The 13,471-nt window shown below is 71.4% G+C and carries 15 protein-coding genes and 1 pseudogene; 3 read left to right on the top strand and 13 right to left on the bottom strand.

Annotated elements, in window-relative coordinates; genetic code table 11:
• Positions 1 to 88: 88 nt before the first annotated feature.
• From ftsZ to AN233_RS12940, 3 genes are all read right to left on the bottom strand, one after another.
• Positions 89 to 1,288 carry a cell division protein FtsZ gene (ftsZ, locus tag AN233_RS12950; protein ID WP_058367190.1) on the bottom strand — a complete coding sequence of 400 codons (1,200 nt, stop codon included), beginning with the start codon at positions 1,286 to 1,288 and terminating at the stop codon, positions 89 to 91.
• Positions 1,289 to 1,398: 110 nt separating this feature from the next.
• Positions 1,399 to 2,781, bottom strand: coding sequence for a D-aminoacyl-tRNA deacylase (locus AN233_RS12945; RefSeq protein WP_058367189.1), 1,383 nt, complete (start codon positions 2,779 to 2,781; stop codon positions 1,399 to 1,401).
• A 96-nt stretch (positions 2,782 to 2,877) separates the two neighbouring features.
• Positions 2,878 to 3,831: a calcium/sodium antiporter gene (locus tag AN233_RS12940; RefSeq protein WP_058367188.1), complete on the bottom strand. Its 954-nt coding sequence runs from the start codon at positions 3,829 to 3,831 to the stop codon at positions 2,878 to 2,880.
• A 105-nt stretch (positions 3,832 to 3,936) separates the two neighbouring features.
• Here AN233_RS12940 and polX point away from each other — a divergent pair, with 105 nt between their 5' ends.
• Complete coding sequence (gene polX, locus AN233_RS12935; protein ID WP_058367187.1) at positions 3,937 to 5,712, top strand: DNA polymerase/3'-5' exonuclease PolX; 1,776 nt, start codon at positions 3,937 to 3,939, stop codon at positions 5,710 to 5,712.
• A complete protein-coding gene (locus AN233_RS12930) occupies positions 5,712 to 6,230 on the top strand; it encodes a Mut7-C RNAse domain-containing protein (protein ID WP_058367186.1) in 519 nt (172 codons plus the stop codon). The genes polX and AN233_RS12930 overlap by 1 nt, the downstream gene beginning before the upstream one ends.
• Before the next feature lie 77 nt (positions 6,231 to 6,307).
• On the opposite strand, the pseudogene AN233_RS12925 reads toward AN233_RS12930, so the two are convergent.
• A pseudogene (locus tag AN233_RS12925) lies at positions 6,308 to 7,096 on the bottom strand (DUF7139 domain-containing protein); the annotation flags it as partial.
• Between the two features lie 149 nt (positions 7,097 to 7,245).
• On the opposite strand from AN233_RS12925, the gene AN233_RS12920 reads away from it, so the two are divergent.
• Positions 7,246 to 7,530: a DUF5789 family protein gene (locus AN233_RS12920; protein WP_058367184.1), complete on the top strand. Its 285-nt coding sequence runs from the start codon at positions 7,246 to 7,248 to the stop codon at positions 7,528 to 7,530.
• Positions 7,531 to 7,714: 184 nt separating this feature from the next.
• On the opposite strand, the gene AN233_RS12915 is transcribed toward AN233_RS12920, so the two are convergent.
• The 9 genes from AN233_RS12915 to AN233_RS12875 all read right to left on the bottom strand — a co-directional run.
• Positions 7,715 to 8,107 carry a Zn-ribbon domain-containing OB-fold protein gene (locus tag AN233_RS12915; RefSeq protein WP_176696693.1) on the bottom strand — a complete coding sequence of 131 codons (393 nt, stop codon included), beginning with the start codon at positions 8,105 to 8,107 and terminating at the stop codon, positions 7,715 to 7,717.
• On the bottom strand, positions 8,104 to 9,270 hold the full coding sequence (locus tag AN233_RS12910; RefSeq protein ID WP_058367183.1) for a thiolase domain-containing protein: 1,167 nt from the start codon (positions 9,268 to 9,270) through the stop codon (positions 8,104 to 8,106). The genes AN233_RS12915 and AN233_RS12910 overlap by 4 nt, the downstream gene beginning before the upstream one ends.
• Before the next feature lie 138 nt (positions 9,271 to 9,408).
• Positions 9,409 to 10,164: a proteasome assembly chaperone family protein gene (locus AN233_RS12905; protein ID WP_058367182.1), complete on the bottom strand. Its 756-nt coding sequence runs from the start codon at positions 10,162 to 10,164 to the stop codon at positions 9,409 to 9,411.
• 116 nt (positions 10,165 to 10,280) lie between these two features.
• Complete coding sequence (locus AN233_RS12900) at positions 10,281 to 10,466, bottom strand: RNA-protein complex protein Nop10 (RefSeq protein WP_058367181.1); 186 nt, start codon at positions 10,464 to 10,466, stop codon at positions 10,281 to 10,283.
• 15 nt (positions 10,467 to 10,481) lie between these two features.
• Positions 10,482 to 11,282 carry a translation initiation factor IF-2 subunit alpha gene (locus AN233_RS12895; protein WP_058367180.1) on the bottom strand — a complete coding sequence of 267 codons (801 nt, stop codon included), beginning with the start codon at positions 11,280 to 11,282 and terminating at the stop codon, positions 10,482 to 10,484.
• An 18-nt stretch (positions 11,283 to 11,300) separates the two neighbouring features.
• Positions 11,301 to 11,474, bottom strand: a complete 174-nt coding sequence (locus AN233_RS12890) for a 30S ribosomal protein S27e (RefSeq protein ID WP_058367179.1) — start codon at positions 11,472 to 11,474, stop codon at positions 11,301 to 11,303.
• A 2-nt stretch (positions 11,475 to 11,476) separates the two neighbouring features.
• Complete coding sequence (locus AN233_RS12885; protein WP_058367178.1) at positions 11,477 to 11,758, bottom strand: 50S ribosomal protein L44e; 282 nt, start codon at positions 11,756 to 11,758, stop codon at positions 11,477 to 11,479.
• A 219-nt stretch (positions 11,759 to 11,977) separates the two neighbouring features.
• The gene (gene mfnA, locus AN233_RS12880) at positions 11,978 to 13,048 is read right to left on the bottom strand and encodes a tyrosine decarboxylase MfnA (protein ID WP_058367177.1); all 1,071 of its coding nucleotides are present in this window, start codon (positions 13,046 to 13,048) and stop codon (positions 11,978 to 11,980) included.
• A gap of 48 nt (positions 13,049 to 13,096) precedes the next feature.
• The coding region (locus tag AN233_RS12875) for a putative PEP-binding protein (protein WP_303645774.1) at positions 13,097 to 13,471 on the bottom strand (375 nt) is incomplete at its 5' end.

Raw genomic sequence — 13,471 nt, 5'->3', positions numbered from 1 at the left:
ACCGGCAACCGACCGCGGAGCCGCGGCTGGCGGCTTCCCGTTCTGCAGTCAAAAAACCGCTCGCGACCGCGTACCGCCGCCTGCGCGACTACTCGACGTAGTCGATGTCCTCGACGCTGCCCTCGGGGGAGCCGGACGCGCCGCCCGCGGCGCCCGCGGGCTGGGGCGCGTCGTTGTTGCCGTATATCTGTGGCGACTCGACGCCCGTGACGACGATCATGGTGCGCATCTCGCCCTCGAGCTCCTCGTCGACGGAGGTCCCCCAGATGATGCGCGCGTCGGGGTCGATGCGGTCGTAGATCTCCTCGACGACGCCCTCCGCCTCCTCGATGGACATGTCCTGTCCGCCGGTGACGTTGACGAGCGCGGAGTTGGCGCCGGAGATGTCCACGTCCAGGAGCGGCGAGCGGAGCGCGGACTTCACGGAGTCCTGCGCCTTCGACTCGGAGTCGGACTCGCCGAGGCCGATCATCGCGACGCCGCCCTTCTCCATCACGGTGCGCACGTCGGCGAAGTCGAGGTTGACGAGGCCCGGCTTGGTGATCAGCTCGGTGATCCCCTTCACGGAGCGCATCAGTACCTCGTCGGAGACCTTGAACGCCTGCCGGACGGGGAGCTTCCCGACCGCGTCGAGCAGGCGGTCGTTGGGGACGACGATGACCGTGTCGGAGACGTCACGGAGCCGCTCCAGGCCGGCCTCGGCGTTGGTCCGCCGGACCTCGCCCTCCGCCGTGAAGGGCGTGGTGACGATGGAGATGGTGAGCGCGCCCGAGTCGCGGGCGGCCTTCGCGACGACGGGGGCGGAGCCGGTGCCGGTGCCGCCCCCGAGGCCGGCCGTGACGAACACCATGTCGGAGCCGGTGATGGCGTCGGAGATCTCCTCCTGGGACTCGATGGCGGCCTCCTCGCCCACCTGTGGAAGCGAGCCGGCGCCGCGGCCCTGGGTCTTCTGCTGGCCCATCAGGATCTTCGTGTCCGCCTCGATGTTGACGAGGTGCTGGACGTCGGTGTTGGCGGCCACGAGCTTCGCGCCGTGGATCCCCTCCTCCATCATGCGGTTGACGGTGTTGCCGCCCGCGCCGCCGCAGCCGACGACGGTGATGTTCGTCTGGAGGTCCTGTAACACGTCCTCCAGCTCTTCGTCGGTCATCATCCCGGTCTGGGGCGCGCTCCCGGCACTCGTCCCGGCATCACCGCCCGTACTCCCGTCCCCGCCGCCGGCGCCGTCGAACTCCTCCGCGCCGGAGTCCTCGGCTTCGTCGATGGCGTCGTCAACGATAGAATCCATTATGGAGTCGTTTACTGGAGGGAGACTAATTATCTTTCCCCCTGCGTCGGACGGGAGTCTGACACCGTTTGCGGCCGGATCGGCGGGCGAGCCCGGTCGACGCGCCGCGGTCAGCGCTCGAACCTGACCTCGCGCTGTCGACGGACCTCCTCGGGCGGAATCTCCCGACCGTCGACGGACACCGCCTCGCCGCCCGCGAGCCGGCCGAACTTCGGTCCCTCGGGCACGCCAAGTCGCGCCGCCAGCGAGGGATCGAACGCCTCCTCGCGCGCGATGACCGCGTCCGGCTCCACGGTCACCGAAGGGTAGGCGTCCCGTAACACGTCCGCGAGCGCTTCGACCAGCGCCGCGCGGTCCCCGGGCTCCGCGAACGCCGCGGTCCCGGCTGCCCGCGTCCCGGCCTGTTCGGTGTCGAACGCGAGCGCATGCGCCTCGACCGCGGCGCGAGCGGCGTCCGCGTCGACGCCCTGCGCGCGCTCCAGTAGGTCCGCGGGCAGCGACCGGACCGCGAACCGCTCGCGGACCGCGTCGGCGCCCTCGTCCCGCTCGACCGGAACCGACCGCTCGCCGAACCGAAGGCCCCCGTCGACCGGTCCGACCGCGTCCTCCAGCGCCGCGACGAGCGCGAGCGGCCGGTCGCTCACCTCGCGGACCCACGTCTCGCTCACGACGCGGTGGCCCAGGTCCTCGACGGTCGCGACCAGGTCCGGCCGGTCGCCGTCGACGACCGCCAGGTCCGCTCGGCTCCGCTCGAACGCGCGCTCGATCACGTCGGGGTTCGCCGCGGGCGCGCCGAGTTCCGCCAGCTGCCAGTCGACGCCGACGTGGCCGACCGCCCACGCGGTCTCCGCGACGATGCGCGTGAACCGCGGCGCGTAGTGGCCGCCGCCGAAGCCGACGACGTGTCTCGGGCGGCCGTCGGCGCCGATCAGGTCCGGCCCGGTCCCCGCCAGGTCCAGCACCGCCTCGGCGACCGCGCGGGCGCCGTCCGGGTCGTCCCACTGCGCGTCGCCGGAGCCGAGTTCCACGAACAGCGAGGGGACGGCCGTCTCGCTCGGACCGTGGTGGGTCCCCTCGATACCCACCTCGTACCCCTCGGGCGCGTGGCGCTCGAAGGCGTCGACCAGCCGCTTCTGAGCCGCCGGCGCGGCGCGAGCGAGCTCTCCGTCCCGTCCGCCGTACTCGGCGGGGCCGAAGTTGCCCGTGAAGTGGGCGGTCAGCAGCGCGCCCGTCTCGCCGGAGTGTCTGGAGACGAACGCCAGCAGGTCCGGTTCCTCGTCGGGGCCGCCGAAGGCCGGCGTCGGGTCGGAGAGCTCGATGTGGAGGTCCGCGAACTCCCGAAGTTCGAAGCCCGGCCGGCGGTAGTAGGTGCCGCCGCCCGCCTCGTCCGGACGGTCGTCGTCCGTCCGCTCCTCCCACTCCGCGGCCTCCAGCAACTGCTCTCCGATGTGCGTCGAGGCCTTATCGGCCCGGCTGACGACGATGGCGATCACTACAGGCGGTGGGCGCTCGGCGGCCGAATAGGCGTCGGTTCGGAGCGGTGGCGGCGTCGGTTCGCGACGGCGGGACCAAGAAAAAACGGCGCCCGATCAGGGCAACAGCAGGTAGACGAAGCCGACGTAGGCGGCGACCAGCACCGCGCCGTCGAGGCGCGTGACGCGCTTGCGCCACCACATGACTCCGACCGCCAGCGCGGTGAACGCGAGCAGCATCGGGAACTCGAAGGCGCGGACGCCGGGCGCGACCCCGACCGGCGTCACGAGCGCGAGGAGGCCGATGACCGCGAGGACGTTGTAGATGTTCGAGCCGACGACGTTGCCGACGCTGAAGGAGGCCTCGCCCCGGACCGCGGCGACGACGGAGGCGGCGAGTTCGGGCAGGGAGGTGCCCAGCGCCAGCACCGTCAGCCCGATGAACAGGTCCGAGAAGCCGAACGCCGCGAGCAGGCTCTCGCCGCCGGTGATGAGCCAGCGGGAGCCGACCAACAGCGTGACGAGCCCCGCGAGGACGTACGCGGCCTCGGCGGCGCCGGCGTCGGGCATCCCCTCGCGTTCGACCTCCGAGATCTCCGACTGCGTCTGCTGAACGCGGCGGATGACGACGTACGTGAACGCCGCGAGCGCAGCCAGCAGAACGACGCCGTCGACCGCGCCGAGCCGGCCGTCCCAGCCGAGCGCGACGAGCAGCACCGCCGCCAGCACCATGAACGGGACCTGTCGCTCGAACACCGTCTCGGAGACGTCGAGCGGACGGATCAGCGCGGAGACGCCGAGGACGAGGCCGATGTTGGCGACGTTCGAGCCGACGATGGCCCCGAGGCCGATGTCGGTCGAGACGGTGACCGCGCCGAGAATGGAGACGAACAGCTCCGGCGCGGTCGTCGCGAACGCGACGACGGTGACGCCGACCGTCGACGCGCGCAGGCCGTACCCGAGCGCGAGGTCGGCGGCGCCTTTCACCAGTAGCTCGGCGCCGCCGTAGAGGAGGACGACGCCCGCCGCGAGCAACAGCAGTTCCGGCAGGAGGGGCGTTCCGAGTGGCACGCCCGGGTAGTACCCGAGGGGGTGGCAAAACGGCGTCGGTCCGTGGTGACGGGCCCCGTCGCCGGCTCCGGTTATAAGGACCTGCCGCGCGAACCGCCGGACAGGATGAGCCGGAACGACGAGGTCGCCGACCTGCTGGAGGAGTTCGCGGACCTCCTCGACGCGACGGGCGTCGAGTACAAGCCGACGGCGTACCGCCGCGCCGCGGAGAACGTCCGCGACTACCCCGCGCCCATCGAGCAACTGGCGGGCGAGGGCGAGGACGCAGTCGCGGAGATCGACCGCGTCGGCGACGCCATCGCCGCGAAGATCGTCGAGTACGTCGAGACCGGCTCGATCGAGGAGCTGGAGGAGCTCAGGTCGGAGCTGCCGGCGGACATGGCGGCGCTCACCGCGGTCGAGGGCGTCGGCCCGAAGACGGTCGGGACGCTCTACGAGGAGCTGGGTATCACCACCCTCGACGAACTGGAGGCGGCCGCGGAGGCGGGCGAGATCCGCGAGATAAAGGGATTCGGCGCGAAGACCGAGGAGAACATCCTCGGCAACGTCGACTTCGCCCGACAGGCGCAGGAGCGCGAGCGCCTCGGCGACGCCCGCCCCGTCGCGGAGGCGGCGCTGTCGTTCCTCGCGGACGTCGAGCCGGTCGCGAAGGTGGAGGTGTGCGGCTCGATCCGGCGCTGGAAGGACACCATCGGCGACGTGGACGTGCTCGTCGGCACGGACGCGGGCGAGGCGGTCGTCGAGGCGTTCGCCGACTGGGACGAGGCGGACGCCGTCATCGAGGCCGGCACGAACAAGGCCAGCGTGCGCGCATCGGGCATGCGCGTCGACCTCAGGACCGTCGTCGTCGAGGAGTTCGGCGCCGCACTCCAGTACTTCACCGGTTCGCGGGACCACAACATCAGGGTCCGCAACCGCGCCATCGACCGCGACCTGAAGGTGAACGAGTACGGCGTCTTCGACGTCTCCGACGTGGACGAGGACGCCGACGGCGACGCGAACGACACGGGAGGCGGCCAGCGCGTCGGCGAGCGGGTGGCCGGCGAGACCGAGGAGGGCGTCTACGACGTGCTCGACCTGTCGTGGATCCCGCCCGAACTCCGGGAGGACACCGGAGAGGTCGACGCGGCCGCCGAGGGACGCCTCCCGGACCTCGTCGAGGAGGGGGACGTGCGCGGCGACCTCCACACGCACACGGAGTGGTCCGACGGCGGGTTCTCGGTCGCGGAGATGGTCGACGCGGCCGCCGACCGCGGTCACGACTATCACGCCGTCACGGACCACGCCGAGGGACCGGGCGTGTTCGGCGACACCGGCCTCACGGACGAAGACATCCGCGAGCAGGCCGACGAGGTGGCCCGGGTCCGGGAGGACGCCGACATCGACGTGTTCCACGGGATCGAGGCGAACATCGACGCCGACGGGGCGGTCACCACGAGCGACGACGTGCTGGCCGACCTCGACATCGTCGTCGCCTCCCCACACGCCGCGCTCGACGAGGACGACGAGGGGGCCACGGACCGCCTGATCCGCGCGGTCGAGCACCCCGAGGTCGACATCCTCGGTCATCCGACGGGACGGCTCATCAACAGCCGGCCCGGGCTCACGGTGGACTTCGAGCGTCTCGGCGAGGCCGCCGCCCGCGAGGACGTCGCCGTGGAAGTGAACGCCAACCCTGCCAGGCTCGACGCCAACGGCGACGCCGTCCGCGCGCTCGTCGAGGCCGGCGCGACGATCGCCGTGAACACCGACGCCCACGCCCCGCGGGAGTTCGACCACGTCCGCTACGGGGTCCACACCGCCCGCCGGGGATGGGCCGAGCGCAGCGACGTGCTCAACGCGCGCTCCGCCGCCGAGGTGAGGGCGTTCCTGAACGACTGATGGGGGCGGACGCGTCCCGCGACGGCCCGTTCCTGCTCGACGCGATGTGTGGGACCCTCGCCACGTACCTGCGGATGTGCGGGTACGACGCCGCCTACGCCCTCGACCGCGACGCGGAGGCGGACGACCGCCTGCTCGACCTCGCCGCCGCGGAGGACCGGACGCTCCTCACCCGCGACCGCCAGCTCGTCGAGCGGGCCGAGGCCCGCGGGCTCGATGCGGTCCTGCTGACGGAACGGGACGTGCTCGACCAGCTGCGCGAGCTCCGGGCGGCGGGCGTCCCGGTCGACCTGCCCGAGACCCCGACGCGGTGCGGCCGGTGCAACGGCCGCCTGGAACGCGTCCCCGTCGACGCCGACCTCCCCGACTACGTGCCCGACGAGACCGCGAGCGTGGGAAGCGGCGAGCGCCGTCCCGACGGGAATCCCCCCGGTGTCTGGCGGTGCGTCGACTGCGGTCGGTGTTTCTGGCGCGGGAGCCACTGGGACGACGTGGCGGCGCGGCTGGCGGATCTGTAGCGGACGAGCGGCCGGCCGACGCCGTTAGAAAGTCGCGATCACTCGATCAGTTCGACATCGTCATCGTCGTCGCCGCGGTCCATCGGCGAGGAGAGGCCGCGCTCGTCCTCGCCGCCGTCGCTCGCGCTAGGGGTGCCCGGCCCGGCGCCGCCGTGCGAGCGCGTCCCGCGGCCGGTCCGGTCGGCGGGGTCGCGGTCTGAGGTGTGGCTGACCTCCGCGCCGTCGTCGCTCGCGGCCGCGCCGCCGCCGTCGGGCCCGTTCGTCTGCGTCTCCACCTCGCCGTCCGGCGTACCGCCGAGGAACCCCATGCCGCCGAGACCGCCGAGTTGGTCGCGCTCGACCTCCACGACCTTCGTCTCGCCCTTGTGGGTCACCTCCATCGTCACGGTGCCGCCGGGGTCGTTGCGCGTCTTGAAGTTCGCCACGCCGACGAACAGACACCAGAACGAGGCCGCCATGCCGAGGAAGTAGACGCCCGCCGTGGGGAGCGTCAGGTCGACGGCGTCGACCGCGCAGGTGTTGCCGATCCACTGGCAGGGGTACGCGTGTGCGAACAGCGCGACGCCGAGGACCGACACCGCGGCGCCGACGACCGCGGCCGCGCGCGTCGAACGGTCGGCCGGGAGCACGGTCAGCAGCCCCAGAAGGACCAACGGGACGCCGACGCCGCCGAGGACGCCGCCGTACAGCCGCGCGTCACCCAGCGAGTAGCCCTCCATGCCGGCGACGATGTCCGTCCCGGCCGCGAGGATGCCCGCGACGACCATCAGCGCCCCCGCGACAAACAGCCCCACGCCGAGGTACAGCCGCCGGAGGCTCGCCGTCGACCGTCCCCGCTCGCCGTACGCCTCCGAGAGACTGGTCATGGGCGCACTTCGGCGCCCTCCGTGAAAACCTTACGTCAGACGTTCGCGTGACGCGGCGCCGAGAGCGCGTCGTCGCGCCGGTCCCTCCGACCGCCTCGCGACCGCGCGGCTTCGAAAGTATTAGGCCCGCCGCGGCGGAACCCGCGGGCATGAGCGAGGACGAGGAGACCCAGGAAGAGCCGGCGGTCGAACTCGGCGAGGGCCCGGACGTGACGGGGCAGCCGATCGCGCGCGTCGCCGCCCGGCTGACGTGGCCGAAGCCGAAGAGCGAGGTCGTCGACCAGGAGGGCGACGCGACGATCCGCACGCCCGATGGGCCCCGCGACCTCGAGGCGGTGCTCGCGGAGTCCGAGGAGACCCTGTTCGACTCCCGACAGGCGTTCGTCGACGCGGTCGAGGCGGTCGTCGGCACCGGCCCGGTCGCCACCGAGTAGGACCCCCCTCCGCCCTTTTGTCGGCCGCATCCTCACGACCGCACCGCTCCCGTTCGACTCGCAGAAGCCCGACGAGTTCGGTGAGACCGAGGACCGAAAACGGCGCTCGGCGGAACGATTTCTGTCGCCGAGCCAGAAAGGCGATTTCTGTCGCCGAGCCAGAAAAGCGATTTCTGTCGCCCGGTTAGACCGGTCGGAGGACGACCGCGCGCTCGTCGTCCTCGCCGTGGGTCGCCACGTCGACCTCGACCTCCAGTCCCACGGGGATCTCCTCGTCTGCGGGCTCCACGTCGACGAGCACGCCCGTGATCCGGACCGGACCGAAGTCCGCGACCGCGGTGACGTACGGCGCCTCGCCCGCGAAGGAGGGCGGCGCGACGTGGACCACGGTGAACGTCTCGACGGCGCCCACGTCGGGGAGCGGTTCCTCCGAGAGGTCCGTCGAGCCGGAGTGCGGGCAGACGCGCCGCGGCGGGAGCGAGCCGTGCCCCTCCGGTGACTCGAGGTAGAACCCCTCGCCGGCCGCGAGCGCGTCCAGCCACTCGTCGTAGCCGGTGTTGGTCACGCGGTCGCTCATTCGGCCACCTCCAGCACGTGGACGACGGCGCTGGCGACGGTGCCGCCCGCGTTGTGGGCCACGCCGACCTCGGCGTCCGCGACGTGCTCGCTGTTGGGGTGGTCGCCCCGGAGCAGCCGCGTCAGCTCCGCGATCTGCGAGCCGCCGGTCGCGCCGACCGGGTGACCCTTCGCCTTCAGCCCGCCCGAGAGGTTGATCGGCAGGTCGCCGTCCGCGGTCGTGACGCCCTCGCGGGCGGCGTCGATCCCCTCGCCCGGCTCGAAGAAGCCGAGCGACTCCGTGGCGAGCACCTCCGCGATGGTGAAGCAGTCGTGGACCTCCGCCACGTCCACGTCGTCCGGCCCGATGCCGGCGTCGGCGTAGGCCATCTCCGCGGCGTCGTCGGCGGCCGGCGTCCGGGCGAGGTGCGCGCGGTCCTGCAGGGCCATGTTGTCGGTGCCCTGTCCGGTGCCGCGGACGCGGACCGGCGCGTCGACGTCGTGCTCGGCGGCGTATTCCGCCGAGACGACCACGACCGCGCTCGCGCCGTCGGTGATCGGACAGGCGTCGTACAGTCCGAGCGGCGTCGCCACGTCCGGCGCGTCCAGCGCCTGCTCGACGCTGATCTCCGTGCGGTACTGGGCGTACTCGTTCGGGACCGCGTTGGCGTGGTTCTTCACCGCGACGTTGGCGAGATCCGTCTTCGTCCCGCCGTACTCCTCGAAGTACGCCCGCGCCATCAGCGCGTACGCGCCGGGGAACGTCATCCCCGCACGCACCTCGAAGAGATCGTCCGAGGCGGTCGAGAGCCCCGCCGTCACGTCGTCGGTGTCGAGGTGACTCATCCGCTCCATGCCGCCGGCGAGCACCACGTCCGCCTGTCCGGCCCGGACCGTTCGCACGGCCTCCCGGACCGCCACGCCCGCGGAGGCGCACGCCTCCTCGTAGCGCGTCGCCGGGCACCGGAGTCCGGCCGCCTCGGCCATCAGGGGCGCCTGATGGCCCTGGTTCTCGGTGATCGACCCCATGTAGTTGCCGTAGTTGAGCTGGTCGACATCCTCGCGGGGAACGCCGGCGTCCTCGAACGCGCGGAGCGCCGCCTCCGCGAACAGATCCCGACCGGTGCGCTCGGGGTGGCTCCCGAAGTGGGTGAGCCCGACCCCGGCGACGCGTGCATCAGCCATGAATAATCGTTCATCGTCGATCAGGTAAATGCCTGCCGGAACCGGGAGGAAGGACGTCCGTTCGCTACGAAAGTAGTAAAGCCGAGCGCCGTCTCGGGCGAGCGATAACGACGTTCGTCGAACACCGACGACGTTGCCTCAGCCGATGTACCGCAGTTCGTCCTCGGCGGGACCCGCCGGACCCTCCTGCATCTCCTGGATCTTGCCGACGACCTCCTCCATCTCCTCGGCGCGCTCCTCCAGCGACTCGAAGTCGACCTCGAAGCCGAGCAGCTCCTGGAGGACCTCGAGCACCGCGCGGGCGCTCTTGGGGTCGACGAGGTAGCCGCTCGTCTCGCCCATCAGACACGCCGCCTCGAAGCCGCGGCGCGCGCCGAGGCCGAGCACGAGTCCCGAGACGCCGACGATGCCGCCCGCGGGCTCGTCGGGACGGAACTCCACGCCGGCGTCGTCGAGCGCCTCGCGCATCGACTCGTCGCTCATCGCGCCGAGGACCGTGTACTCCTCGACCAGTTCGCCCGTGGGAACGCCGCCGAGCGCGTACGCGCGCTCCGCGCCGAACGACTCCGCCACGTCGAGGAACGCCGACGTGAGCTCGTAGTGGCCCCCGTTGGTGGCGGCCTGATGGTCGCCGGTCAACACCAGCAGGTCCGCGCCCTCGGTCTCGACCGCGTGGAACTCCGCGCAGGTGAGCGAGGCGACGCCGTCGTCGTCGACGTTCACCTGCGGCGGGAACTCCGTGGCGTACACGCGTCGCACCAGCTCGGAGTCGAACTCCTCCAGCAGGTGCTCGGCCGCCAGCTTGCCGACGTGGCCCACGCCGGGGAGCCCCTCGATCAGTACTGGGTCCTCGAGGTCCGGGTCCGCGACGGTCTCGATGTCGATCTCGTCCATACCCGATCCCGGGGCGGGCGACTAAAGAGGATGGCTATTCGGTGGTTCCGGCTCCGCGGGCGGCCCATCGTCATCCCTCGCGAACGGGTCGGCGACCGCCCGGACGACCGCGCCCGTCAGCGGTCGTCGGCCCGGCGCCGGACCCGCCGCCGGTACTCGCCGTGGGGGTCCTCCGGCGAGAAGGGGGCCGGGGCGCTGTTCTCGGTCGCCGCGCCGCACTCCGGACACGTCTCGCCGAGCGTGTAGACGGGCCGCTCGTGGGCGGTGCGCCAGTCGGAACAGACCCGGATGTCGGACTTCACGAAAGAGAAGAGGGGTTACTCGTCCTCTTCGCGCCGCTCGCGGTGGAACTCGCCCTCACCGCCGACAGCCTCGATGGCCTCGACGGCGCGCTGGCCGGCCGCTTCGAGCTGGTCCTCGGCGGTCTTGTAGTCGGGCGCCTGCACCTTGAGGCGGTACTCCGGCGAGCCGACGTACGCGACGGTGAGTTCGATCTCCTCGGGGACTTCGCCGTTCCCCTCGGCGGCCTCCAGTGCGTCCTTGATCGCGTCGACGCCGTCCGGGGCCGCACACGTGAGGTCGACGTAGCCGGTGACGTTGACGTAGGGGACGGAGACGTTCTCGCGGGCGGTCTCGACGATGGCCGCGGCGTCCGCCTCGTCGATGTCGATGTCCTCCAGCGCCTCGTCGCCGTGGATCGCCGCCGCCTCGAAGGCGTCGTACAGCGACTCGTACTCCACGAGGAGGGCGTTCGCGACCGCCTCGTAGCGGTCGTCGTCGACATCCTCGCCGAGCGCGAGCAGCATCCAGTTGTCGGCCTTCCGCGCGTTCTTCCACTCCTGGATCTTCTCCTTGCGCTGGTGCTCGTTGACGTCCTTGATCGACAGGTCGACCTGCTGTGACGACTCATCGACGTCGAGCACCTTCGCGACGACCGTCTGCCCCTCGCGGACGTGGTCGCGGACGTTCTTGATCCAGCCGGAGGCGACCTCGCTGATGTGACAGAGGCCGCGCTTGTCCTCGTACTCGTCGAGGTCGACGAACACGCCGAAGTCGGTGATCTCGTCGACCTCGCCGACCACCAGCTCTCCCGTCTCGGGCCAACCGCTATACTTCATGATGGATGGGGGAGGCGATTACCGTGCCTCAACGGTTTCGACGACCTCGGCTTCGATGTCGGCCTCGCCGCCGGTGGGGGTCGCGAGCGTCGTCCCGCAGACCGCACAGGAGACGGTCGAGGCGGCCTTGCCGAAGACGATCTGTTCGTTCTCGCAGTCGCCGCACGCGACGCGGTAGAAGTTGCCCGCCATGCTTACTCCTGGAACGTGAGCCGACCGGCGCGCCATCCCTCTCGCATGTGGGCCTTGCCGCAGTCGCCACAGCGGTACTTGAGGTGCGTCTTCTTGGTGGGTTTGTCCCCACCGGGCACCTTCGAGTACCCGCCCGCGTTGCCGATGACCGCGAGCGCGCGACGCTGCTGTCGCGCGTCCCGCTTCATGCCGGTCGCGCGGCCGGAGCGGACCTTCTCCACCTCGTGTTCCTGGTGGGAGTCGCAGTGCGGACAGTACGTATTGAAGCGTCGTGGCATCTCCATGGATAATTACCTTGAGGGAGGGTTGGACACCGGCCGTTAAAACGCATTTGGTATCGCGTCGCCCCGCCGGGCGGACGTTCAAGGGGGATAACGCGGCCACTCGCCGCATCGCCTGAGTCGAACCCCCGCGGCGTCGAGGCGGTCGCGCGGCGCGCGTCCGGGGGCAGCCGTCGTCACGCGCCGCCTGTTCGCCACATCCGTTCGACATCCGCCATTCGGTCAGTCGTCCGCGAGTCGGTCCAGATCCCGCACGAACTCCCGGAGCGCCTCCCGGGTAACGTGCGGCATGCAGACGACCCGGAGTTCGTCGGCCGCGGTCCGGGAGACCTTCCAGCCCGCCTCCCGGAGCGCGTCGAAGTCGTCGTCCGGAATCGCGGCCGCGACCAGCGGCAGGTCCGGTTCGACGACGTCGTAGCCGCGGTCCGTCAGCGCCGCCGCCAGCCAGTCGGCGTTCGCCTGCGCCCGCTCGGTCGCCTCCCGATACCCCGCCGGCCAGAGCGCCTCCATCGCCGCCACGGCGCCCGCGACGCCGGCACCGCTTCTGGTCCCGGTGAGCGTCGCCTGTGAAGGGGTCTCCAGGTACGGGGTCTCGACTGCCAGCGCGTCCAGCGTCTCTCGCTCCCGAGCGACCAGCCCGCCGGCCGGCACCACACCCTGCCCGAATTTGTGGGGGTCGAGCGTCAGGGTGTCGACCGCCGCGTCCGCGAAGCTCCAGTCGCGGTCCGTGAACGGGAGGACGAACCCGCCCCACGCCGCGTCGACGTGCATGCGCGTCCCGGCCTCCTCGGCGATGGCGGCGAGCTCCGGGATCGGGTCGACGCGCCCGTACTCGGTGGTACCGGCGACGCCGACCACGAGGGCCGTGTCGTCGTCGACCGCCGCCGCGACCGCCGCGGGGTCGGCCCGGTAGTCGTCGTCGATCGGCACGGTCCGGAGCTCGACGCCGAGCACCTCGGCCGCCTTGGTGAACGAGAAGTGCGCGCTCGTCGGCGCGACCACGTTCGGATCGTCGGTCGCCGCGAGGTTCCGCGCCGCCCGCACGGCCTGGACGTTGGCCTCCGTGCCGCCGGAGGCGACGTACCCGGGGGCCGTCTCGGGGTCGGGGTGGTCGGTGACAGTCGCGAGCAACTCCACCGCCCGCTCCTCCAGCTCCGCGACCGTCCCGTAGGTCGCGGGGTCGCCGGGGTTCGCGGACAAAAACCGCTGTGCCGCCTCGCGCGCAGCCGGATGCGGCTTCGTGCACATCGACGAGAGCACCCGGTCGAACGACTGCGGGGCGGCCTGCTGCATGGGCAAGGGTTGCCGGGAGGGCAATTTATCGGTTGCGTTCGCGCCCTGTCAGCGTACGGAGTCGAGCAGGATCCGCTGCTCCTTCCGCTTGACCTCGTGTTGCACGTCGCGGACCGCGTCGATGTTCGCGGAGATCGAAGAGATCCCCTGCTCGACCAGGAAGTCGACCATTTCCGGCTTGGATCCGGCCTGTCCGCAGATGCTGGTGTCGACGCCCAGCTCGCGGCACGTCTCGATGGTCGTCTCGATCAGCGACAGCACCGCCGGGTGGAGCTCGTCGAACCGGTCGGCGACGTGCTCGTTGTTCCGGTCGACCGCCAGCGTGTACTGCGTGAGGTCGTTCGTGCCGAAGGAGGCGAAGTCGATCCCCGTCCCGGCTAGCTCGTCGATGGTGAGCGCGCTCGCGGGCGTCTCCACCATCAC

Source organism: Haloparvum sedimenti, assembly GCF_001462205.1.
In the GTDB taxonomy this organism is placed as follows: Archaea; Halobacteriota; Halobacteria; order Halobacteriales; family Haloferacaceae; genus Haloparvum; species Haloparvum sedimenti.
The sequence above is the reverse complement of the archived record's forward strand: the minus strand, read 5'-3'. Positions and strand labels throughout refer to the sequence as shown.